Genomic DNA, 22097 nt, shown 5'->3' on the forward strand with positions numbered 1-22097 from the left:
CAGTCTGGCACGCCGTTTGCAGATCATCATTCGCAATGTTTTGCATCGTGATTTGTGGAGGAGACAATGCCATCTGCCCTGGTCCGCGCCCTGAGCGAGCGGGCGCACCTACCTGTCGTCGATGAGACGAATATCGATGCCTTCCTCGCCCCGGCTGCGGGCGAGCCCGACAATGCCGTCCTGTTCTTCACCGGCGATCCGGCGCAACGGCCCGAGGCCGATGATGTCGCCGTGGTTCTTCCAGAACTCATGCAGGTCTTCCGTGGCCGCCTGCGGGGCGCGGTGGTTCGCCGTGCGACGGAGGACAAGCTTAAGGCGCGCTTCAACGTCGTCGTCATGCCGAGCCTCGTCGTGACGCGGCGGGACCAGCCGGTCGGCGTGCTCGGCAAGATCCGCGACTGGTCGGAATATGTCGAGAAGATCAGTGCATGGCTGTCGCCCGACGTGCCGGTCATGGTGTCCTCGGGCGGGCCGAAGGTCGAGATCACCCATGCCGGCAAGGAGATCGCGCGATGAAGGCTGGTTTTTGGGTTGCCCCCGAGGGCGAAGGCGCCGCCATGACGGTGATGCCGATCGGCGCCGAACCGCCACTTCGCGCCCGAAAGCTCAATTTTCTCGCCACGAGCAGCGCCGAGGAAATGATCCGTCGATGCCGGCGGACGGCGATGCTCCTGCCGGAGCTCGCCGATGCGCTCGCGGTTCAGAAGGCCGAGCAGCCGGGCCGGCTGTTCGACATCACCGATTTCCCCGACGACGACAGGGAACTGATAACCCAGACCCTTGGTGAAGGCGAGGTGGCCGGCGTCGCTGCGTTGGCGAACGGCGTCACGGCCCAGATGCAGGAGGCCGTGATGGCTGGCGTCTGGCGCATCCGCTTCACCGACGTCGATGGTCGGCTCATTGCCGACTATATCGAGGTGGCGAGCATTCCCGCCGCCGTCCGGCAGGCGTGTTCGGGGCTGCCCGCATCGATTAGCCACGGACCGGCGCCGGCGGGCGCCATGAACGTCATGCCCGTGCTGACCGAGATCGGCGACCGCATCGCCCGGTACCGCGACGGCGATCCGGCCCATGTCATCACCTTCTCGCTTTTCCCGATGAGCCCGGAGGACATGGCGTTCCTGCAGGATGCGTTGGGGGCCGGACCGGTGCAGCTTACCTCGCGCGGCTACGGCACCTGCCGCGTCGTGGCGACCGGCGCGCGCAATGTCTGGTCGGTTCAGTTCTACAACGCCATGGACACGATCATCCTCGACACGCTGGAGGTCTGCAACATTCCTTCGGTCGCCATCGCCGCCGAGGAGGATTTCCGCGACTCCGAGGCGCGACTGCGGGACATCTGGGAGGCCTATTTCAAATGAGCGCCTTCGAGAATTTCGGCAAGCGCGAGACAGTGTCCGACGACCGGATGGAATGCGGGATCTGCTGGCATGTCTACGATCCCGCCGAAGGCGACCCGGTCTGGCAGATCCCGCCAGGCACCCCGTTCTCCAATCTGACCGAGGACTGGCGATGCCCAAATTGCGATGCCCTGCAGTCGAAGTTCATGAGGCTTGGCGATGGACGCTGAGTCGCACGATGTCGCGGCCATCGATCCGGCTTTGGCGCTCGGGCTGCAGCTCGAGATGCGCTACCGGGAGATTTATGCGACCGCGATGGCTGACGTGCCTATCTGCAACCCCGCGCTTGGCGTCGCCGCGACCGGCTTCCGGACCTATGGCGGACGCGCCCTCGGCATCGTCACCACGCCCTGGTTCATGAACCTCGTGGCCGCCGACCTGCCAGATGGCGTGCCCACCGGCCCAGCCGCCACGGGCACAACCCTGCGCGTCAACCTGCCGGCGGGCGAGGTCGAATTCATCGCTGGCCAACTCGATGCGATCGGCCGGATCGATTCCTGCTCGCTGTTTTCGCCGGTCTTCGAGTTCGCGACCATGGAAGCCGCGCTGGAAACCGCGGAGGAAGCCGTCCGCGCCTTCTTCGATCCCGCCACGCTCGAACCGCCGCCGGCTCCACCCGCGGCCGTCAATCGGCGCGACCTGCTGCGCGGACATTTCCGCGGGCGCGAGGAGGCATCGGAATGACATTCCTTCTCGGGGCCGGCACGATAGGGATCGACGTGACGGTGTCGCGCGCGCTCGCCTGTTCCGTTGCGGTGAAGGCGAACCGCCCGCGGGGGCTGACGCGCATGTTCGTCGGCCGCCAGCCCGAGGAGGCGCCCGTTCTCGCCGGCCAGGTCTTTTCGCTTTGCGGCTTTGCGCAATCGGTGGCGGCGCGGCTCGCCGTCCTCGCCGCGGCGGATCTGGCGATGAACGACGAGGAGCGTCTCGGCGCCAGTGCCGGCTTGCTCGCCGAGCGGATTTTCGAAACCTTGCGCGCGCTCATCCTTCAGTGGCCGACGCCGCTGCCAGAGCGCTTTGCAGCGGATGCCGGCAGACATCTCCGGGAGGCGCTGGCCGCCTCGCTGGCGATCATCTCGCATGCCAAGGCTGGGAGAACCAGCCGACCGCGATTGGCGGCCGCGGCCGAGCGGCTTTCAGCGGCGGCCACGGCGCTCGGGATTCCGGGCCGGGGCGACACGCCGTTGCCGGAGACGGCCTGCGCGGCGATTTTGCGCGATGTCGAGGACGACCACGTCTTCGCCGGTCGACGACCCGACCCGCTGACTATCAGTGACGACGCTGAGGTCGTGGCGCGGCTTCGCGACGAAGCCGGCTATGCCAGCCTGCCGCATCTTTCCGGCCGCATCGCGGAGACAGGAGCCTATGCCCGATCCGCGTCCGCCGGCCTCCCGGAGGCGCCCCATCTGGCGCGGCGCCTCCGGGCCCGGATCGGCGATGTCCGCATCTCGCTCACGCAGCTCACCGCTCTCGCGAGGACCGGCGACTTCGACTGCGCTTCACTCGCTTGCAGCGGCCCGACGCCGGGCGCGGGCGGCTATGGCGCGGTGGAATGCGCGCGCGGCAGGCTCTATCATCAGATCGAAATCGGCGGTGACGGCAGGCTCGCAGCCTATCGCATTCTTGCTCCGACCGAGTGGAATTTTCATCCGGCTGGCCCTTTCGTCGAGACGCTGTTGTCGTCACCGGTCGGGGCCGACGAGGCCGCGGTCCGATCGATATCCCGGCTCGCGGTCCTGTTCGACCCCTGCGTGGCCTTTGAAATCAACGTTCGCGAGGCTGCCGATGCATGAAATGTCGTTGATGGAGAGCGTGATCGAAATCGTCTGTGAGACGGCGCGGCAGAACGGCGCGACGCGGGTCAAGTCGGTCCGGCTAGATGTCGGCGTATTGAGCCATGTCAATCCCGACGCGCTGATCTTCTGCTATGAGGCGGTGCGGCATGGTACGGTCGCCGACAGCGCGACACTCGAGATCAATCGCATCGCTGGCGAGGGTTGGTGCCTCGATTGCGGCAAGACGGTAGCTTTGGAGGAGCGGTTCGGCGCCTGCCCGGACTGCGGACGGCATCGCGTCCAGATGACGGCAGGCGACGAATTGAAGATCAGAGACATGGAGGTGATCTGATGTGCACGGTATGCGGCTGCGGAACGTCGGCCATTGAGGGCCACACGCATGAGGTTGGAGATGATGGCCACGGCCATCATCATCACGATGGTCACCACGATCACGATCATGATCATGATGACCACCACGACGCCGAGGACGGCAGCGTCCATTATAGCAAGGGCATCGCCGGCGTGCATGTGCCGGGCATGAGCCAGGAGCGGATCATCCAGGTGGAGAAGGACATCCTCTCCAAGAATGATGCCTATGCGGCCGAGAACAGGAGACATTTCGAGCGCCAGGGCGTCTTCGCGCTGAATTTTGTCTCCAGTCCCGGCTCAGGCAAGACCAGCCTGCTGGTTCGGACAATCAAAGACCTCAAGGACCGCCTCTCGATCTCCGTCATCGAGGGCGACCAGCAGACCTCGAACGACGCGGCGCGTATCCGTGAGACCGGCGCGCGGGCGATCCAGATCAATACCGGCAAGGGCTGCCATCTCGACGCCCATATGGTCGGCCACGCGGTCGAGGATCTCGCGCCCGAGCCCGGCTCGGCGCTCTTTATCGAGAATGTCGGCAATCTCGTCTGTCCCGCCGCCTTTGATCTCGGCGAGGCGCACAAGGTGGTTGTGCTGTCGGTCACTGAAGGCGAGGACAAGCCGCTCAAATATCCCGACATGTTCGCCGCCGCCGACCTGATGATCCTCAACAAGGCCGACCTGCTGCCTCATCTCGATTTCAATACCGGGTTCTGCATCGCCAACGCGCTGCGCGTCAATCCGCGCCTGCAGACATTAACCGTGTCGGCTCGCACCGGAGAGGGCATGGAGGCGTTCTACGCCTGGCTCGAAGTGTCCGCGGCGCGCCGGGCAATTCGTTCGAAGGTGGCTTGAAGTATGACGCCGTCGCTTGCACGACAGATCGAAAGCCCGGTCCGGCGGCTTAGGCTCCGGGTGCGCGGCGCCGTGCAGGGCGTCGGTTTCCGGCCTTTTGCCTATCGGCTCGCTCGGGCAATGCGGCTCTCCGGCTTCGTGCTGAACGATAGCGCGGGCGTGCTGATCGAGATCGAGGGTAGGGACGCGAACCACTTCCCCGAAGCGGTCAGGACGCAGGCGCCGCCGCTCGCCCGCATCGATTCGATCGATGTCCTCGAACTGGTCCCTGCTGGCGGCGAGCGGTTCGAGATACTCGAAAGCCTGGGCGGTCGGAGTGCGACCAGGATCGGCGCCGACGCCGCAACCTGTGACGGATGCCGTCGAGAGTTGACGGATCCGGCGAGCCGCTTCTTCGGCTATCCCTTCGTCAACTGCACCCATTGCGGCCCGCGCTTCACCATCACCCGCGCCCTGCCTTATGACCGGGCTCACACCTCGATGGCGTCGTTTCCGATGTGCCGGACTTGCGCCGCGGACTATGTCGATCCGGAGAACCGGCGTTTCCATGCCGAGCCTGTCGCCTGTCCTAATTGCGGGCCGAGGCTCAGTCATCCGATCAAGGAAATCTCCGCGCGGCTCGAAGGCGGCGCGATCGTTGCGCTCAAGGGCGTCGGCGGTTTCCACTTGCTTTGCGACGCCCGCAACGATGGGGCGATCGGCCTGTTGCGGCTGCGCAAGGCGCGCGACCAGAAGCCATTCGCCGTCATGGTTCGCGACATTGAGGCGGCGCGGCAGCTTGCACGGCCGAACGAAGCCGAAGAGGCGTTGCTGATCTCGCCAGCACGCCCGATCGTTCTCGTCGCGGCCCGTGCTGGCGAACTCTCTGGCCTGATCGCGCCCGGGCTCACGCGGGTAGGACTCATGCTCGCTTATGCCCCGGTGCATCACCTGCTGCTCGACGAGCTCTCCCGCTCTTCGCCGCACTGTCACGCCGCGCTGGTCGCGACCAGCGCCAATCCCGGCGGCGAGCCGCTGGTAGCCGATAATGACGACGCCGGGCGGCGCCTTGTCGCGATCGCCGACCTGGTCGTTACCCATGACCGCGACATCGTCGTCCGCGCTGACGACTCCGTCATGCAGGTGATCGATGGCGCCCCGGCCTTCATTCGCCGCGCCCGCGGCTTCGTGCCGGAGCCGGTCGATCTTGGCGCGGACGGCCCCTCCGTGATCGCCACCGGCGCGGACCTCAAGAACACTATCTGCGTTACACGTGGCCGGGAGGCGTTTCTGTCGCAGCATATCGGCGGCCTCGACAATGCCGAAGCGATCCGCTTCCAGCGCGAGGTAATCGCCCATCTCTGTTCGATCCTCGACGTGAAGCCGGAATTCGCCGCCTGCGACCTGCATCCGGATTTCCGTTCGGTGCGAACGGCGGAAGGCTTGAACCTGCCGATTGTGCCGGTCCAGCATCATCTTGCCCATGTCGCTGCCGTGGTGGCGGAGCATCGCCTTTCCGGGCCGGTTCTAGGACTTGCGCTCGACGGTCACGGCTTCGGCACCGACGGCACGAGTTGGGGCGGCGAAATAGTCGTGATTGACCACCATCGCTGGCAGCGGGCGGGATCACTCATGCCCCTTCCGCTGCCGAGTGGCGATCGCGCGGCGCGGGAGCCTTGGCGCATGGGTGTCGCGGCGCTTCAGGCGGCCGGCCGCATCGATCTCGCGCCACAGCTCTGGCCGGGTCATTCAGGCGTAACGCAATTGACGGCGATGTTTTCGCGCAGCATGCGCACTCCGGTCACCAGCAGCCTCGGCAGGCTGTTCGACGCAGCCGCGGCGATAGCGGGTGTTCGCCTCGTGCAAGATTACGAGGGGCAGGCCGCGATGGAGTTCGAGGCGCTGGTTCGGGCACCGCGCTGCCTTGCCGGCGGTTATTCGATTGGGGATGGTACGCTCGATTTCCGGCCGCTCATCCTGCACCTCGCTGAACAAGGTCGTCCTTGCGGCGCCGATGCCGCCGACGTCTTTCACGGCACGCTGATCGCGGGTCTCGCGGATTGGGCGGCCAGGGGCGCGGCCGCGCGCGGCACCCGGCAGGTCGCGCTCGGCGGCGGATGCATGATGAACCGCGTCCTTGCGGCGGGCCTCGCGCGGGCTCTGAGGGAGCGTGGCCTCGAGCCCAGCCTGCCGCGTCTCGCGCCCGCCAATGACGGCGGTATCGCGCTCGGCCAGGCCGCCTATGCGCGGCAGGTCATCATGAACGAACATGCATCAATCGAGGAGAACCGGACATGTGCCTAGCCATACCTGTCCAGGTTAAGGAATTGCTGCCCGACAACATGGCGAAGGTCACGCTCGACGGCGTCTCGAAAATCGTTTCGACGGCGCTCGTCGATGATGTGAAGGTGGGCGATTATGTCGTCCTCCATGTCGGTTATGCCCTGGCGAAGATCGATCCAGAGGAGGCGGAGAGGACGCTGGCTTTGATCCGCGAAGCTGCGATGGGAGATGCGGCATGAAATATATCGACGAATATCGCGACGGCAGCCTCGCCAAGGACGTTGCCCGGCAAATCACCGCGCTCGCCGACCCCGCGCGCTCCTATCACTTCATGGAATTCTGCGGTGGCCACACGCATGCCATCTCCCGCTACGGCCTTGAGGACCTGCTGCCCGCCAATGTGCGGATGATCCACGGGCCGGGATGTCCCGTCTGTGTCCTGCCGATCGGCCGCATTGATGCTGCGATCGCGCTTGCCATGCGGCCGGAAATCACGCTCTGCACCTATGGCGACCTGATGCGAGTACCGGGCTCCAACGGTTCGAGCTTGTTGAAGGCCAAGGCGGCCGGTGCGGACATCCGCATGGTCTATTCGACGCTCGATGCGTTGCGGATCGCCGATGCCGAACCCGACCGCGAGGTCGTATTCTTCGCGATCGGCTTCGAGCCGACGACACCGACGACCGCGCTCGCGCTCAAGGCGGCAATCGCCAGGGGGCTCGGCAATTTCTCGATCTTCTGCAATCACGTTCTGACGCCCGCGGCGATCCAGAACATCCTCGAAAGCCCGGATGTCCGAAAGCTCGGCACGATCAAGATCGATGGATTTATCGGTCCCGCCCATGTCTCGACGGTGATCGGCACCGAGCCTTATGAGTTCTTCGCCGAGGAGTTCCGCAAGCCGGTGGTGGTGGCGGGTTTCGAACCGCTCGACGTTATCCAGGCGATCCTGATGCTGGTGCGGCAGGTCAACGATGGCCGCCATGAGGTGGAAAACCAGTATATCCGCGCGGTCACCGCCCTCGGCAACGAGAAGGCCCAGGCGGAGGTCGCAAATTTCTTCGAACTCCGGGAGAGCTTCGAATGGCGGGGGCTCGGCGAAGTGCCCTATGGCGCGCTGCGGCTCAGGCCACAATATGCGGCCTATGATGCCGAAAAACGCTTCTCGATGGTCACGCCCGCCGCGAAGGACAATCCGGCCTGCGAATGCGGCGCGATCCTGCGCGGCGTCAAGAAGCCGGCCGACTGCAAGCTGTTCGGTACGGTCTGCACGCCGGACACACCCATGGGTTCCTGCATGGTCTCGTCGGAAGGCGCCTGCGCGGCGCACTGGGCCTATGGCCGCTTCCGCGAAAAGGTGCGGCAGGTTGATGCGCGGAGAGCGGTCGCATGAACATGATGATCAAGGCCTACAAACGCAAGCTTGATGTCGCGAACGGCCGCATCGATCTCTCGCATGGCGCGGGCGGGCGCGCCATGGGCCAACTGATCGAGGGCATCTTCCACAAGGCCTTCGACAATGACTGGCTGCGGGCCGGCAATGACCAGTCGGCCTTTTCGGTGCCGGGCGGCCGCATGGTGATGACGACGGACGGCTATGTCGTCTCTCCGCTGTTTTTCCCTGGCGGCAATATCGGCACGCTTGCCGTCCACGGCACGATCAACGATATCGCCATGGCGGGCGCCGTGCCGCTTTATCTTTCGGCGAGCTTCATCATCGAGGAAGGCTTCCCGCTCGTCGATCTCGAACGCATCGCCGACAGCATGGGCGCGGCCTCCCGCGAGGCGGGGGTGCCGATTATCACCGGCGACACAAAGGTGGTTGAGCGCGGCAAGGCCGACGGCGTCTTCATCTCGACGGCCGGCATCGGCATGGCTCCGGATGCGCTCGACCTCCGCTCGGACGCCGCCCGGCCCGGCGATGCGGTGATCATATCCGGCTCGATCGGCGACCACGGCGTCGCCGTCATGTCGAAGCGCGAGAACCTCGAATTCGACACGGACATTGTCTCCGACAGCGCGGCGCTGCACGGGCTGGTGGCGGACATGGTCGCAGCCGGCGGCGCGCATATCCGGCTGATGCGCGACCCGACGCGCGGCGGCATCGCAGCGACGCTGAACGAGATCGCCAGCCAGTCGCGGGTCGGCTTCCGGATCGACGAGGAAGCCATTCCCATGAAGCCCGAGGTGGCGGCCGCCTGCGAGTTCCTCGGCCTCGATCCGCTCAATGTCGCCAACGAGGGCAAACTGGTGGCGGTTGTCGCGCCGGAGGGCGCGGACGCCGTGCTCGCGGCGATCCACGCCCATCCGCTGGGAGCCGAGGCGGCGTTGATCGGCCATGTCGTGGCCGATGACAATTACTTCGTGCAGATGGTGACCTCGTTCGGCGGCGGCCGGATCGTCGATTGGCTTTCGGGCGAACAACTGCCCCGGATCTGTTGAGGGCGGACGATGCGCATCCTGCTTCTCTGCCACAGCTTCAACTCGCTCTCCCAGCGCTTGCATGTCGATCTGAGGCGGGCAGGACACGAAGTGTCGGTCGAACTTGACATCCATGACGACCTCACCCGCGAGGCCGTCGCACTCTTCTCGCCGCATCTCATAATTGCCCCCTTCCTCAAGCGGCCGATCCCGGCCGACGTCTGGCGCCGGACGCTCTGTCTGATCGTTCATCCAGGCATCCGGGGCGACAAGGGACCGAGTGCGCTTGACTGGGCGATCCTCGAAAGCGAGGCGCGCTGGGGCGTGACGCTGATCGAGGCCCGGGAAGAAATGGATGCCGGCCCCGTCTGGGCGTGGCGGGAGTTCCCGATGCGCCCCGCGCGGAAATCGAGCCTCTATCGCCGCGAGGTAACGGAGGCGGCCACCGCCTGCGTCTTCGAGGCGCTCGGTCGCATCGAGCGCGGGGAAGGTCCGGTCATGCCGGCCAATTGGGGCCGCGGGCGCGAGCGGTCCGCTTGCCGGAAGTCCGACCGCATGCTCGATCCCGCGCTTCATTCCGCCGAGGAAGCGCTCCGGATAATCCGGGCCTCGGACGGAGATCCCGGCGCGTTGCTGACGATCGTCGGCCAGACATTCCTGGTGTTCGACGCCGAGCCAGCGGAGGGGCTTGCGGGGCCGCCCGGCACTCTGGTCGGACGGTCACGGCAGGCGGTGGCCATGGCCTTCCGCGAAGGCGCGCTTTGGGTCGCCCATCTTCGCCGGCCGGAAGCGCGGAGCCTGAAACTGCCGGCGCTGCGGCTTCTTGGGGTAGACGCGGACGTTCTGCCGATCGTGGCGCGGCCGCAACCCTGCCGCTACCGCGAGGAGAATGGTGTCGGCGTCCTCGAGTTCCGCTTCCACAACGGTGCGATGTCGTCGGAGGATTGTGATATTTTGCGGGAAGCGATCGTGACGGCGAAGGCGCGTGCGCTTCCGGTTCTTGTGCTGCAGGGCGACGCGGATTGCTGGTCGAACGGCATCCATCTCGGCATCATCGAGAGCGCCGACAGCGCCGCCGACGAATCTTGGCGCAACATTAACGCGATGAACGAGCTGGTGCGCGAGATCATCGTGACCGACGATCGGCTGGTGATCGCCGCCGTGCTCGGCAATGCCGGCGCCGGCGGCGTCTTCCTTTCGCTCGCTGCCGACGAGGTGTGGATGCGCGAGGGCGTCATTCTTAATCCGCATTACAAGGACATGGGCAATCTTTACGGTTCGGAATACTGGACCTATCTCCTGCCCGCCCGCGTCGGCGAGGATCGCGCCCGCCGCGTAATGCAGGCGAGGCTGCCGATGGGGATCGACGAGGCCCTTGAGTTTGGGCTCGCGACTCGGCGCCTGCCGGGCAATATCGACGCTGCCGAGCAGGTATTGCACCGCGCCGTCGCGGAACTCGCGGCGTCTCCCGAACTTGCCGGACGCATTGCCGCCAAGCAGGCACGGCGCGGCCGCGACGAGGCCGAGAAACCGCTTGCCGCCTATCGCGAGGAGGAATTGCGGCGCATGCGGCGCAATTTCTACGGCTTCGATCCGAGCTATCACGTGGCGCGCTACAACTTTATCCGCAAGACGCCCAAGTCGCGCACGCCCCTCACGCTCGCGATCCACCGTGCAACCGGCGACGAGGCTGACCGCGGGAGGACCATGCGATGACGAACCCGCACGCTACCGTTCTCGTCGTCGATGACGAGGTGCGCTCGATCGAGGCGATTCAGCGGGTTCTGTCCGACGAATTCGAGGTCATCGGCGCGCGCAACGCCAAGGAAGCCGAGGAAGTGCTGGAAGGCGAGATGGTGCAGGTGATCTTGTGCGACCAGCGCATGCCCGGCGAATCCGGCGTCGAATTCTTGAAGCGCGTGCGCGAACTCTGGCCTGACACGATCCGCATCATCATTTCCGGCTACACCGATTCCAGCGACATTATCGAGGGCGTCAACAATCCCGGCATCTACCAATATATCACCATGCCGTGGAGCCCCGACAAACTGATCGACTGCGTTCGCGAAAGCGCCAATCTCTGGCGTCTGCAGCACGAGTCACCGATATGCGCATCGAGGTGAAGCCGGCGAGCGAGGCGCTCAAGAAGGTCATCAGCGATCGCCGCCGCAGCCAGAGCCAGTCCTTCGGCTTCGACCGCATCGTTCACCGCGGCGACAGCCCGCTGGTCGGCCCCATCACACTCGCCCGCCGCGCCGCGCGCTACGATGTCTCGGTCCTCATTACCGGTGCCTCGGGGACCGGCAAGGAATTGCTGGCGCGCGCCATCCATCAGGAATCGGCCCGAGCCGAAAAATCCTTTGTTGTGGAGAATTGCGGCGCCCTTCCGGATGACCTGCTCGAAAGCGAGCTCTTTGGCTGCAAGAAGGGCGCCTATACCGGCGCCTATCAGGATCGTATCGGCCTTTTCGAACTCGCCGACAGCGGCACGATCTTTCTCGACGAGATCGGCGAAAACCTCGCCCGCCTTCCAGGTCAAGCTGCTGCGCGTATTGCAGGAGGGCGGGATCCGGCCGCTGGGCGCCCTGCGGCCACGCAAGGTCAATGTCCGGGTGATCTCGGCCACCAACCGCAACCTGCTCGCCGAGGTGGCGGCCGGCCGGTTTCGTCGCGACCTCATTACCGGCTCGCGGCCTTTCCGATCCACATGCCGGCGCTCAAGGACCGGGTGGAGGACATTCCCGCGATCGCAGCGCGGATCCTTACCCAGATCAACCAGTCGTTCAACCGGCAAGTCGCCGGCTTCCACCCCCGGACACTCGACCTCATGACGGCTTACGGGTGGCCGGGTAATGTGCGCGAGCTGTACTCTCCATGGAGAAACTCCCTTCGCTCGTCCATGGAAAGCCGATCACAGATTAGGGCGAAGAGAGGAATGTGGGAGTGGAACGCCGGTTACCGCTGAGGTCGAGCGCAAGCCCGACATCACCATGCCGGAACCGCTGACAAGCTTGATGGCACGGATGGTGTTCGGGTTCCACTCGTCACTGTCGCGTGTCCTGGTGGCCCACGGGCTCACATATTAAACAAGCCCTGATGGCGTCGAACGCGCACGCGCGACGGTGCGGCTGGACCGTGACGTCTGGATCGGCAAGCGTCAGCCACGAATGCGACTGGAACCGCATCGTCTTTTGTTCATTGACGAAACATCCGTGAACACGAAGATGGTCCGGCTACGTGGTCACGCTGCCTGCGCGGCGAACGATTGCGAATGGATGCTCCGTTCGCGCATTGGGGGACGCAGACCTTCATCGCAGCATTGCGCTGTTACGGCCTGACCGCGCCGTGGATCATCCATCACGCCATGAACCGCGTCTCGTCCGAGACCTATGTCCAGACACAGCTCTCGCCAACACTTGAACCCGGTGATCTCGTCATTCTCGACAACCTCGTCGTTCACAAAAGCACACAGCGCGGCACAGGCCGTTAAACGTAACCGGTGTTCCATCTCCACATTGCCCGCTGTCGCTTGATCTGTGATCGACATTCCATGGACGAGCGACAAGGAGTTTCTCCATGGAGAGTACGTTGGAGGTCCTCACGACACGGCGGAGCCGACGGGAGGCTCATCGTCAGTGGCCGGACGAGGTCAAGGCACGGATCGTTTCGGAGAGTTTGCGTCCGGGCGTGATGGTGAACGAAGTAGCCGAACGCCATGGCATTAAGGCCAATCACCTGTCGTCCTGGCGAACACTGGCGCGGCAGGGCAAGCTGGTCTTGCCCGAGCCGGAAGACGCAGTCGAATTCGCGGCCATGGTTGTCGAGATGCCCGCACCGGAGCCGCCGACGGCCAAAGCAGTCTCCCGCGCCGAGATTGTCGTCGGCCCTGTCACCATCCGTCTTGAGGAAGGTGCGTCTGCTGCCCGGATCGCCGCCATCGCGCGTGTCTTGGCAGCGGCGACATGATCTTTCCATCGAATCGCGTTCGGATCATGGTAGCGACCAAACCAGTCGACTTCCGCAAGGGGCATGACGGATTGGCGGCGCTGGTGAAGAACGAGTTGCACAAGGACCCGTTCACGGGAACAGTCTTCGTGTTCCGGTCGCGCAAGGCGGACCGGTTGAAGCTGATCTACTGGGATGGCAGCGGGATTGTGCTGGCCTACAAGCGGCTGGAAGAGCACACCTTCACCTGGCCCGGCATCAAGGATGGACTGATGACGCTGACCCACGCCCAGTTCGAAGCCCTGTTTGCAGGCCTTGATTGGCGGCGGGTACATGCCGTCCAGACGAGAACGCCGGAGACTGCCGAATAGCTGCGGCACGATGACTCAGCACGGCAAATTCCAAAGGCAAAACGGGCCGGGATTTGGTAACTTCTGGTCATGCTGGATGCCGCCGATTTTCCCGATGACGTTGCCGCCCTGAAGGCGATGCTGATCGCGGCTCGGCTAAGCGAGGCAGGCAAAGACGCCCAGATTGCCCGCAAGGATGAGCGGATCGAACGGCTTGAGAGGCTGGTCGCCGCCTTCAAGCAGGCCGCCTTTGGCCGCAAGTCCGAGAAGACTGATCCCGACCAGTTCGATCTGGCACTGGAAGACCTGGAAACGGCCATCGCAGGGATCCATGCCGAGGATGAGGCGGACGTTCCTGTTGGAAACAGGATTACCAAACCACGCGCGATCAATCGCGGCTCCCTTCCAAGGCATCTTCCCCGTGTCGAAGAGGTGATCGAGCCGGAAAGCTTGATCTGCGCCTGCGGCGGTTGCCTGCATTGCATTGGTGAGGATGTTTCCGAGCGGTTGGACCTGGTCCCGGCGCAGTTCCGCGTCATCGTCACTCGCCGCCCTAAATATGCGTGCCGTGCCTGCACCGACGGCGTCGTTCAAGCTTCGGCTCCGGCACGGTTGATCCAAGCGGGCTTACCGACGGAAGCTACAGTGGCCCATGTGCTGGTTTCCAAATACGCCGATCATCTTCCGCTTTACCGTCAGGCCCAGATCATGAGCCGCCAGGGTATCGATCTCGACCGGTCCACGCTTGCCGATTGGGTCGGCCGGGCAGCGTTCGAATTGCGTCCCGTCTTCGATGCACTGATTGCCGACCTGAAGCGCTCAACCAAGCTGTTCATGGACGAGACCCGTGCTCCGGTTCTCGATCCCGGCTCGCGCAAAACCAAGACCGGATACTTCTGGGCTTTGGCGCGGGATGATCGCCCATGGGGCGGCAGCGCTCCACCGGTTGTGGCCTTCACCTATGCGCCTGGTCGCGGGGGCATTCATGCCGAACGGATATTGCGGGGCTTCTCCGGCATCCTGCAGGTCGATGGCTATGCCGGATACAATAGGCTGATCGCACCTGACCGTGTCGGCCCGAACATTCGGCTTGCCTATTGTTGGGCCCACGCCCGGCGCAAGCTGGTGGAAATCACCCGCAACGGCTCAGCACCGATTGCCGAGGACGGCGTCAAACGGATCGGTGAACTGTATCGGATCGAAGCCGAATTGCGTGGCCTTGATCCGGAGGTTCGTCTTGCTGGACGGCAGGATCGGTCAGCGTCGCTGATCGCCGACATGCAGACCTGGCTCGTCCATCACCGCGCCCGTGTCGCGACCAAGTCCCCGCTCGGCGAAGCTTTGGCCTACATTGCCAAATACTGGGATGGCCTGAAGCTGTTCCTGACCGACGGGCGCATCGAGATCGATAACAACAGCGTCGAGCGAACCATCAGGCCAATTGCCGGACCTGAGTCATTGTGCGCTCCTTCTCTAAGTATCTGTAAACATTGGAAGCGTCTCCGTGTCAGCAATGCGACACGGGCGGCCCTTCAGGGCTATCGCGGCTTGGACCGTCGCAGAAGCCAGGTCGCTGACCCTGATTTGATACGGCGCACCGCGAACCACCTGCTCGGCGGACAACACCTTCATCTTTATCAGATGGCGTATTCGATGGTTAGTTACGCCTAATGCCGCCGCAGCCTCAGTCATGGTCAGCCATTCGCCGTCTTTGTCGGCTGATTTGTACGCGTGGATCGCACGTACCCGCCTTACAGAAGCGACCCGATGGGCGGTCCAGGTTTTTCCTTGCCCCGTTGGCATGCCCATTCGATTCAGCGACGCGGCGATATGTTCATCGGACCAGCGACCAGCCATGCTGCGCATCACCGCCAGGGCATCCTCAGTGGTGGCACAACCGTGTTCACCGGTCTGAGGCTTACGGACCTTGAGTTCCGAATGCTGGCCGCCCTTCCAATGGATCGTCAGCACGACGTCACGCACCGCATCGTCGACATCAACGACAATGTCGGCGATGAGTGTACGCAGCAGTTGCTGGCGCACGCGCATGGTCACATCGGGCGACTCCCAGGCAGCTAAGAGATTGTCGGCCAAGTTCGCGAAAGTGCCTGGATCGACCGCTATTGTCGAAGGACTGTCGGCAGGCTTGCGCTCCTCCAGATCCCGCACGCGGCGTAATGCAGTTTCCCAATTCTTCTCAAGCTGCGCGGCGATGAGACGATTGTCGGGATCGCATGCCGCATAGCGACGCTCAGCCAGGCTGGCCTCGTAGCGAGCCTGTTGTAGCTCCAGGTCGTGAATGTGCCGCTGGTCTTCTTGCCGCTCCCGGTGCATCCGCTCTGCTTCAAAGGTCGCTTCGATCGCTAACGGTTCTACCGCGCGCAACAACTCGCGCGCAACCGCCGCATCGACCTTCGGGCCACCGAACGTCATGCACCGGGGCAAGCCCATCATTAGATTCTGCTTGTCGCAGCGATAGACAGGATTGTGTGGATTGCCCGTATAAGCAACACTCAGCCGCCGCCCACACCGTCCGCAGGTCAGGAGTCCCGATAATAACGCTTTGCCGCCACGGCCCGATTTAGTCCCGCCCGAGCGGCCATAATTATTGAGCGCCAATTGCTGTTGGTTGCGCTCGTACTCGTCCCAACTGATGTAACCTTCGTGATGATCCCGGATCATCACCTCCCAGGTGCCGACAGGCTTGCCATGCCCATAGCTGCGACGCGCTCGTCCATCAACGATGGCAGTCCGCTTCTCGCTCTTCCCATAGACGTAGACGCCGGCGTAGAAGGGGTTTTTGAGGATGCCGATTACATTGCGATAACGGACCGGCGTCCAGACGAAGTTGGTCATGCGCCTTTCATCCGACGGCCGCGGAAAGTGGATTTGATCTTTCGTCATCGACAGCAGCATCTGACGCGCGCTTCCAAGCTCGTGGAAGCGTGCGAATATAGATCGGATTACGTCTTGCAGACGCAGATCGGGGTCCAGTCCAAGCCCCGCCTCCCGATGCCAAATGTAGCCGAACGGAACGGAAAGTCGCAATTCGCCACGGCGCGCTTTCGATCTGGCGGCATCGAGCATGCGGGCTCTCAGCACGCCAAGTTCGAACTCGCTGATACTGCCCTTCATCCCCAGCAGCAGACGATCATTGGGCCGACATGGATTGTAGACACCATCGTGATCTATGACGCGGGCTTCAACGAGGCCACATAGTTCGAGCAGATGGTGCCAGTCGCGGCCGTTACGTGCGAGCCGTGAGGCGTCGAAGCATAAAACGGCACCAACTTTGCCGGCGCACAGCAGGGCGACGAGACGATCGAAGCCGGGGCGCGCGACCGTTCCGCTGGCGGAGCGTCCGAGGTCATCGTCGATGACCTCAACGTCGAGAAAGCCGCGCTGTCGTGCGACGTCAACAAGGTCATACTGCCGTCGCTGGCTTTCCAGATTGGTCATCACCTGTGACTGAGTGGACTGCCGAACGTAAACGACGGCCTTGCGTTCAAGCAGCACTGTCGGAATCAGATCAGTGCTGATCATCGTTGAGCTCCTCGACGGCCAGACCGGCCGCCTGCATCAGCAGGCAAGCCAGTGTTGATATCGCCTTCTTGCGATCCTTGTCGCTCAGTCCGTCGAGCGTGCGGGTTTTGAATATCAGGTCGAGCTGCCGGCCCGACGCCGGCACCAGCGTGTTGCGGGATCTCATCATCTTCCTCCTGAGTGATTCTATGTTCACCTCGGAAGAGTGCCGCCTTCGCACCGCCTGAGACCAGTCTGTTCAGTTCGATCAGCGCCGCAAGATCGACGCGTGCCGTTCCCATGGTCATGCCGCTGCACACCACAGGATCAATCATCCACCCCGAAATCGCGATCACGACACCTGTCGGTCCCAAAACCTTCAAAAACCGACCTGTCGCTCGTTCTTCGACGCGCCGAACAGACACCTTTTGGCCGAAATACGGATGCCAGCGATAATGGACTTCGACTTCGTCGCCGACATGGGCAGAATGAACGGGGGATGGCCCTTAATCGAAAGAACTCGCTCTTCGCTGGACATGACGCTGGAGCCGTGAACTGGGCGACCATCGCCCCCCTCGTCGAGACCTGCAAGCTTAACACTGTTGATCCGCAGGCCTATTTGACCGCTACGCTCACCGCGATCGTCAACGGCCATATGCAGAGCCAGATTGAGGGTCTCCTGCCTTGGAATTACCCGGCAGGATAATATGTGCCCAAGGGCTTCTGTCGGCCGAACCGGCTTTTGAATCCCTTCCGATGCAATCATGGGCAGTTTACCACCGCATTTACTGTTACGTACTTGCCGAAGAGTTGTGTTTCTGTTTCGATCGCTCCTAAATTTCACAGGAGCAACCATTGTCGAATTTTATCCGGAAGTTAGCCAATACGGTCGCGTTGCTGATCGCTGCCAGCACCAATAGCTTTGCGGCGGATGACAGCCTGGCCGATGTCCCTTACAGTCATGGCTATCTGGCACAAGACGACGTCGCAAAGCTGCAGGACGAACTGCTTTTCCAACGCGCGACCCAGACTTATCTCTGGGCTCTGCCTGCACTCAACATGTACGCCATGAAGGAAGGCTCCGAGGCGAAGTTTGGCAAAGGCTACAATGTCCTGCCCGTCTTCAAGAAGCGCCTCAATGCCAAGACCCTAATCACGACGCCGAACTCTGACGTGGTCTACGCGCTCGGCTACCTCGACCTCAAGGAAGACGGTCCGATGGTGATCGAGGTGCCGCCCGGCCTTCAGGGAATCCTCGACGACTTCTTCCAGCGGCCGATCCCGTCAGAAGAACAGATCGATGGCCGCGCCTGGGCAGGCGACGTGGGCCTTCCAGGGCCGGACAAAGGCAAGGGAGGCAAATACCTGATCCTTCCTCCCGACTACTCCGGCGATATTCCACAGGGTTATCTCACTTACCGCTCGGGTACTTATGGTGTGTTCGTCTTCTGGCGCGGCTTTTTCCAGGACCCCAAACAGCTAGATGCGCCCGTCAAGGTCATCGAACAAACGAGAATCTACCCACTTGGTAAAGAGGCGTCCGCGAAGAAGATGGAGTTTCCCGATGCCTCCGGCGTGGCCGTCAACATGCTCTATCCCCAAGACGGCTCCGCATTCGAGATGCTGTCCCGCTTCATCGCGCACGAATATGCCGATCCGAAGGATTTCGAGATGCGCGGCATGGCGGCCGATCTCGGCATCGTCAAGGGTCAGCCGTTCGAGCCGGACGAGAGGATGAAGTCAGTGCTCGACGAGGCTGCCAAGACCGCCTCACGTATGAGCCACGCCTTCGCCTACGGGCCGACATCGGTCAAATATTATGATGACCGTCAGTGGATCAACCCGTTTCCGACGAACGCCAACTTTGCGGGCGACACGTTCAACCAGATCGACGAACGCTCAAGCTTCTTCACCTATGCCTATTCCGCCAGTCCCGGCATGGCGCTCAGCATGGAGAATGTGGGAGCCAAATATCCTAATGCGTTCAAGGACGCCGATGGCGACTACCTGTCCGGCGACCGCAGTTACAAGCTCGTACTACCCAAGGACATTCCTGCGAAAATCTTCTGGTCAGTGACCGTCTACGATCCGATCACCGGGTCCGGCCTCGACAACGGGCAACCCTTTCCGTCGCTCAACACGATGGACAAGCCGAAGCAGAATGCAGACGGCTCGACCGACATCTATTTCGGGCCTCAATCGCCTGGACCGGGCAAGAACTGGATCGCGACGATCCCTGGCAAAGGCTGGTTCACGACGCTCCGCCTCTACGGCCCGATCAAGGCATTCTTCGACAAGACCTGGAGGCCGGACGACATCGTCAAGCAGCCTTGATCCTTTCGGCCCAAACATCTGCCAATCACGGAGACCTCGATGTTTCATCGCTATGCCATAATGGCCACAACCCTTTTTGCCCTGAGCGTTTCCGGCGTCGTTGCCCGCGCAGAACCGATCCGCCAGTCGCCCGGCTGGAGTGCTGCGATGCCAACAGGGCCGGTGGCCGGCACGCGCATTACCCCGGAATACGCGGCGCTGGTGACACGAGACGCCTTCTTTTGGGCGTGGCCGCTCGTCAACATCACCAATCGCCGGATCACCTTCTCCAAGCTTCCTGACAATGTAATCTCGGGCGGCGCACCGCTCGCACCCCTCAACCAACTGACCATGCTGACCGACTATATCGAACCTGACGAGCGTGCAGTGGCATGCCCGAACCAGGACGTCGTCTACGGTGCGGGCTTGCTTGCGCTTGACCAGTCGCCTGTCGTCATCCAGGTCCCCGACTTCGGCGATCGCTTCTGGGTCTATCAGGTCGTCGATCTCCGAACCGACAGCTTTGCCCAGCTCGGCAAGATGTACGGCACCCAACCGGGCTTCTACATGCTTGTTGGACCAAATTGGAAGGGCGAGACACCCAAAGGTATTACCAAGGTCTTTCGGTCGTCCACCAATACCGGCAACGTCATTCCGCGCGTCTTCCAGGACGATAGTGACGAAGATCGCAAGGCCATCCAGTCCTCACTCTCGGGCATCATGATGTATCCGCTCGATCAGTTCGACGGAATGATGAAGACGAAGGATTGGAAGGCGGTGAAGAGGATCGCCGCGGAAGGTTCAGGCAATTCCGAAACGCCTTGGGTCCCCCCGCAAACATTCATGGATAGCCTCCCGATCGCCCTTGCCGACGCTCCACCCATGCCCGGAGAAGAAGCGCGCTATGCGCAGGTCTTGAGCGTCATCGAGGCGGCAAAGAACAATCCGGAGATTCGCAAAGCAGTCGATGCGGCGGCGGTGGACGCTGACAAGTCACTGGTCGAACCGCTCTTCCAGTTCCGTAATTACGGGATACCCTTGCCGCATAATTGGACGACGACGAACAACAACGCCGCGTTCGGTACTGACTATTACACCCGCACCGCAGCGGCCAAATCTAACATCTTCGTCAACGCGCCGAGCGAGACCAAATATTTCTACCAGGACCTCGATGAGAGTGGGAACCGGCTCGATGGTTCCAGGAACTACACGGTCACCTTTGCCAAGGGACAGACACCGCCCGTGAACGGGTTCTGGTCCTTGACGCTCTACAACGAGCACCATTTTTTCGAACCGAATGAGATCAAGCGGTATTCGGTCGGCACCAAGAACAAGGCGATGAAGTTCAACGAAGACGGCTCGCTGACCATCTACGTGCAGGCCGAACGTCCGGAGAAGTCGCGTGAAGCGAACTGGCTGCCTGCGCCAAAATCCGGTTCGTTCTCGCTTTATGTACGTGCATACTGGCCCAAGTCCGACGTAGTCGGTGGCGTGTGGACGCCACCGAGAGTTAAATCAGGAAACTAGCGGCACAGCAGTTCGCGGAAGTCAGCTTTGGCGCGAACCTAGCGTCCTCGTCATGGCAACCGTCTTCGAACGGCATAAAGCATCGTGGTCAAGGTGCCAGAACGACAGCGCTCTGATGTCCGTTGTCAATGCTTTAGGCGCGAGGAACCGACCGCCCAAACGAACGGCTGTTCATGATGATGATCGCGTATGGGTGGAGGCGGAACTCAAGGACGTCGGTGATCAAGCTCTGATGCGCGGATTGGCTACCGCATTCCCGATAGTGCGTCCGGGGCTGCTCCGATCTTACTGCGGGCGTCGGTCAAATGCCGGCCACAAAGCGTCTGACGGGTGTTCCCCTGCCGTTGTTCCGCCCCCGCCCATGCGCGAGGTGCAAGTTCGATGTGGCGATCTATGATCTGATCGCCTGCGCCTCCCTTGCAACAGCCCACATGAAGCCGGTCAGCTCACGGGCAATGGCGGTACAAACCACCGTCGTTCGCTTTCCGCGTCCGGTCAACATTCGATAACGAGCCGTCAACCGGTTCTGAGCCTTCCATGCTATCTCCCGCACTTTCGGCGGCGCTTGCTCCAGACGGTACAGCTTCCTCGCGCCGACCTTTGGCGGATGGCGATAAGTCCAGGCGCTCTCGACCAACATGTGCCGAACCCGGCCGTTGCCAGCCTTGGTAATCGCACCTCGTCGAACCGTTTCACCCGTTGATCGCTCGCCAGGTACCAGGCCGAGATAGCCCATCAGTTGGCGCGGGCTTTCAAATCGGCTCACGTCGCCGACCTCCGTGGCAAAGGTGACGGCCACGATCAGATCGACCCCTCTTAGCGTCTGTAGAGATCGGCCGACCGGCGCAAGAGACCAGTTCGGTACGAATTCCTCGATGACCTTCTCCAGTCGTTCGACGCGCTCCTTCGAGACGCGCACCGCCTCGACCATTTCCTGCAAAGCGATCTGATGCGCGGGGTGATCGAATTGTTGCTCCTGCAGCCAGCACAGATATCGCATCGTCCAGCCCTTCTTGCGTGGATAGATGCGACCATGCTTGAGCATGAAGGCGCTGATCTGTTGTCGGTGAACCCGCAACGTCTCGACTGCTGCAGCCCGGGCGCGAACGAGGTCTCGCATCGCCTCATGACCCTCATCGGGAACCCACACCGCTGTGAGCTCGCCGGCCCTCAATAGCCGGGCGAGCGCGAGTGCATCTCGACGGTTTGTCTTCACCCTGTCGCCTGGCTTCCTTGGAATCAATGACGGAGCGACAACCATGCATTCATGGCCAAGGGATTGGATCAGCCGATGCAGGCCGTAACCGTGTCGGGCGAAATGAGAAATTGACCCCCTAACGAAACGAAGAACTGACCCC

The 22097-nt window shown here is 62.5% G+C and carries 19 protein-coding genes and 4 pseudogenes; 20 read left to right on the forward strand and 3 right to left on the reverse strand.

The features are described 5' to 3' along the window. Window positions 1-66: 66 nt before the first annotated feature. The 17 genes and pseudogenes from J3P73_RS35300 to tnpC all read left to right on the forward strand — a co-directional run bounded on the left by J3P73_RS35300 (window position 67) and on the right by tnpC (window position 15048). Complete coding sequence (locus J3P73_RS35300) at window positions 67-516, forward strand: thioredoxin domain-containing protein (RefSeq protein WP_027667916.1); 450 nt, start codon at window positions 67-69, stop codon at window positions 514-516. After that, the gene (locus tag J3P73_RS35305; RefSeq protein ID WP_018517052.1) at window positions 513-1361 is read left to right on the forward strand and encodes a hydrogenase expression/formation protein; all 849 of its coding nucleotides are present in this window, start codon (window positions 513-515) and stop codon (window positions 1359-1361) included. The genes J3P73_RS35300 and J3P73_RS35305 overlap by 4 nt, the downstream gene beginning before the upstream one ends. Beyond that, entirely contained in the window at window positions 1358-1570 is a 213-nt protein-coding gene (locus J3P73_RS35310; protein ID WP_018517053.1) for a rubredoxin, read from the forward strand. Before J3P73_RS35305 ends, J3P73_RS35310 begins: the two co-directional genes overlap by 4 nt. Beyond that, window positions 1560-2084: a [NiFe]-hydrogenase assembly chaperone HybE gene (hybE, locus tag J3P73_RS35315; protein ID WP_018517054.1), complete on the forward strand. Its 525-nt coding sequence runs from the start codon at window positions 1560-1562 to the stop codon at window positions 2082-2084. Before J3P73_RS35310 ends, hybE begins: the two co-directional genes overlap by 11 nt. Further along, complete coding sequence (locus J3P73_RS35320; RefSeq protein ID WP_018517055.1) at window positions 2081-3193, forward strand: nickel-dependent hydrogenase large subunit; 1113 nt, start codon at window positions 2081-2083, stop codon at window positions 3191-3193. Before hybE ends, J3P73_RS35320 begins: the two co-directional genes overlap by 4 nt. After that, window positions 3186-3527: a hydrogenase maturation nickel metallochaperone HypA gene (gene hypA / locus J3P73_RS35325; RefSeq protein ID WP_026242366.1), complete on the forward strand. Its 342-nt coding sequence runs from the start codon at window positions 3186-3188 to the stop codon at window positions 3525-3527. Before J3P73_RS35320 ends, hypA begins: the two co-directional genes overlap by 8 nt. Then, complete coding sequence (hypB, locus tag J3P73_RS35330; RefSeq protein WP_207580382.1) at window positions 3527-4399, forward strand: hydrogenase nickel incorporation protein HypB; 873 nt, start codon at window positions 3527-3529, stop codon at window positions 4397-4399. Before hypA ends, hypB begins: the two co-directional genes overlap by 1 nt. Window positions 4400-4402: 3 nt before the next feature. After that, on the forward strand, window positions 4403-6682 hold the full coding sequence (gene hypF, locus J3P73_RS35335) for a carbamoyltransferase HypF (protein ID WP_018517059.1): 2280 nt from the start codon (window positions 4403-4405) through the stop codon (window positions 6680-6682). Then, window positions 6673-6900 carry a HypC/HybG/HupF family hydrogenase formation chaperone gene (locus J3P73_RS35340; protein ID WP_018517060.1) on the forward strand — a complete coding sequence of 76 codons (228 nt, stop codon included), beginning with the start codon at window positions 6673-6675 and terminating at the stop codon, window positions 6898-6900. The genes hypF and J3P73_RS35340 overlap by 10 nt, the downstream gene beginning before the upstream one ends. After that, window positions 6897-8054 carry a hydrogenase formation protein HypD gene (gene hypD / locus J3P73_RS35345; protein WP_207580383.1) on the forward strand — a complete coding sequence of 386 codons (1158 nt, stop codon included), beginning with the start codon at window positions 6897-6899 and terminating at the stop codon, window positions 8052-8054. Before J3P73_RS35340 ends, hypD begins: the two co-directional genes overlap by 4 nt. Then, entirely contained in the window at window positions 8051-9103 is a 1053-nt protein-coding gene (gene hypE, locus J3P73_RS35350; protein WP_207580384.1) for a hydrogenase expression/formation protein HypE, read from the forward strand. Before hypD ends, hypE begins: the two co-directional genes overlap by 4 nt. Window positions 9104-9112: 9 nt before the next feature. Then, on the forward strand, window positions 9113-10798 hold the full coding sequence (locus J3P73_RS35355; protein ID WP_018517063.1) for a hydrogenase maturation protein: 1686 nt from the start codon (window positions 9113-9115) through the stop codon (window positions 10796-10798). Beyond that, window positions 10795-11948 (forward strand): annotated as a pseudogene (locus J3P73_RS35360) (sigma-54-dependent transcriptional regulator); the annotation flags it as partial. The gene J3P73_RS35355 and the pseudogene J3P73_RS35360, both read left to right, overlap by 4 nt. Before the next feature lie 405 nt (window positions 11949-12353). Next, window positions 12354-12572: a transposase gene (locus J3P73_RS38380; RefSeq protein ID WP_246726406.1), complete on the forward strand. Its 219-nt coding sequence runs from the start codon at window positions 12354-12356 to the stop codon at window positions 12570-12572. Window positions 12573-12658: 86 nt separating this feature from the next. After that, window positions 12659-13048, forward strand: a complete 390-nt coding sequence (gene tnpA / locus J3P73_RS35370) for an IS66-like element accessory protein TnpA (protein WP_207580385.1) — start codon at window positions 12659-12661, stop codon at window positions 13046-13048. Continuing rightward, on the forward strand, window positions 13045-13398 hold the full coding sequence (gene tnpB / locus J3P73_RS35375; RefSeq protein ID WP_207580386.1) for an IS66 family insertion sequence element accessory protein TnpB: 354 nt from the start codon (window positions 13045-13047) through the stop codon (window positions 13396-13398). The genes tnpA and tnpB overlap by 4 nt, the downstream gene beginning before the upstream one ends. Before the next feature lie 69 nt (window positions 13399-13467). Next, window positions 13468-15048, forward strand: a complete 1581-nt coding sequence (gene tnpC, locus J3P73_RS35380) for an IS66 family transposase (RefSeq protein ID WP_245002808.1) — start codon at window positions 13468-13470, stop codon at window positions 15046-15048. A gap of 774 nt (window positions 15049-15822) precedes the next feature. Here tnpC and J3P73_RS37910 read toward each other — a convergent pair. Both J3P73_RS37910 and J3P73_RS35390 read right to left on the reverse strand, forming a co-directional pair. Beyond that, window positions 15823-16920 (reverse strand): annotated as a pseudogene (locus J3P73_RS37910) (recombinase family protein); the annotation flags it as partial. Beyond that, on the reverse strand, window positions 16907-17086 hold the full coding sequence (locus J3P73_RS35390) for a hypothetical protein (protein WP_025393262.1): 180 nt from the start codon (window positions 17084-17086) through the stop codon (window positions 16907-16909). The gene J3P73_RS35390 and the pseudogene J3P73_RS37910, both read right to left, overlap by 14 nt. A 306-nt stretch (window positions 17087-17392) precedes the next feature. Here J3P73_RS35390 and J3P73_RS35395 point away from each other — a divergent pair. From J3P73_RS35395 to J3P73_RS35405, 3 genes and pseudogenes are all read left to right on the forward strand, one after another. Continuing rightward, window positions 17393-17605 (forward strand): annotated as a pseudogene (locus J3P73_RS35395) (transposase domain-containing protein); the annotation flags it as partial. 161 nt (window positions 17606-17766) lie between these two features. Next, window positions 17767-19233, forward strand: coding sequence for a DUF1254 domain-containing protein (locus J3P73_RS35400; protein ID WP_207580409.1), 1467 nt, complete (start codon window positions 17767-17769; stop codon window positions 19231-19233). A 60-nt stretch (window positions 19234-19293) separates the two neighbouring features. Next, entirely contained in the window at window positions 19294-20739 is a 1446-nt protein-coding gene (locus tag J3P73_RS35405) for a DUF1254 domain-containing protein (RefSeq protein ID WP_425328914.1), read from the forward strand. Window positions 20740-21130: 391 nt separating this feature from the next. Here the strand turns inward: J3P73_RS35405 and J3P73_RS35410 are convergent. Further along, a pseudogene (locus J3P73_RS35410) lies at window positions 21131-22045 on the reverse strand (IS110 family RNA-guided transposase); the annotation flags it as partial. Window positions 22046-22097 lie beyond the last annotated feature (52 nt).

It is taken from the genome of Rhizobium ruizarguesonis, from assembly GCF_017357285.1.
GTDB lineage: Bacteria > Pseudomonadota > Alphaproteobacteria > Rhizobiales > Rhizobiaceae > Rhizobium > Rhizobium ruizarguesonis.

Bases quoted from the DNA above. Each gene is read 5' to 3' on its own strand.
- J3P73_RS35300 (WP_027667916.1), top strand. From the start codon at position 67: ATGCCATCTGCCCTGGTCCGCGCCCTGAGCGAGCGGGCGCACCTACCT.
- J3P73_RS35305 (WP_018517052.1), top strand. From the start codon at position 513: ATGAAGGCTGGTTTTTGGGTTGCCCCCGAGGGCGAAGGCGCCGCCATG.
- J3P73_RS35310 (WP_018517053.1), top strand. From the start codon at position 1,358: ATGAGCGCCTTCGAGAATTTCGGCAAGCGCGAGACAGTGTCCGACGAC.
- hybE (WP_018517054.1), top strand. From the start codon at position 1,560: ATGGACGCTGAGTCGCACGATGTCGCGGCCATCGATCCGGCTTTGGCG.
- J3P73_RS35320 (WP_018517055.1), top strand. From the start codon at position 2,081: ATGACATTCCTTCTCGGGGCCGGCACGATAGGGATCGACGTGACGGTG.
- hypA (WP_026242366.1), top strand. From the start codon at position 3,186: ATGCATGAAATGTCGTTGATGGAGAGCGTGATCGAAATCGTCTGTGAG.
- hypB (WP_207580382.1), top strand. From the start codon at position 3,527: ATGTGCACGGTATGCGGCTGCGGAACGTCGGCCATTGAGGGCCACACG.
- hypF (WP_018517059.1), top strand. From the start codon at position 4,403: ATGACGCCGTCGCTTGCACGACAGATCGAAAGCCCGGTCCGGCGGCTT.
- J3P73_RS35340 (WP_018517060.1), top strand. From the start codon at position 6,673: ATGTGCCTAGCCATACCTGTCCAGGTTAAGGAATTGCTGCCCGACAAC.
- hypD (WP_207580383.1), top strand. From the start codon at position 6,897: ATGAAATATATCGACGAATATCGCGACGGCAGCCTCGCCAAGGACGTT.
- hypE (WP_207580384.1), top strand. From the start codon at position 8,051: ATGAACATGATGATCAAGGCCTACAAACGCAAGCTTGATGTCGCGAAC.
- J3P73_RS35355 (WP_018517063.1), top strand. From the start codon at position 9,113: ATGCGCATCCTGCTTCTCTGCCACAGCTTCAACTCGCTCTCCCAGCGC.
- J3P73_RS38380 (WP_246726406.1), top strand. From the start codon at position 12,354: ATGGATGCTCCGTTCGCGCATTGGGGGACGCAGACCTTCATCGCAGCA.
- tnpA (WP_207580385.1), top strand. From the start codon at position 12,659: ATGGAGAGTACGTTGGAGGTCCTCACGACACGGCGGAGCCGACGGGAG.
- tnpB (WP_207580386.1), top strand. From the start codon at position 13,045: ATGATCTTTCCATCGAATCGCGTTCGGATCATGGTAGCGACCAAACCA.
- tnpC (WP_245002808.1), top strand. From the start codon at position 13,468: ATGCTGGATGCCGCCGATTTTCCCGATGACGTTGCCGCCCTGAAGGCG.
- J3P73_RS35390 (WP_025393262.1), bottom strand. From the start codon at position 17,086: ATGAGATCCCGCAACACGCTGGTGCCGGCGTCGGGCCGGCAGCTCGAC.
- J3P73_RS35405 (WP_425328914.1), top strand. From the start codon at position 19,294: ATGGCCACAACCCTTTTTGCCCTGAGCGTTTCCGGCGTCGTTGCCCGC.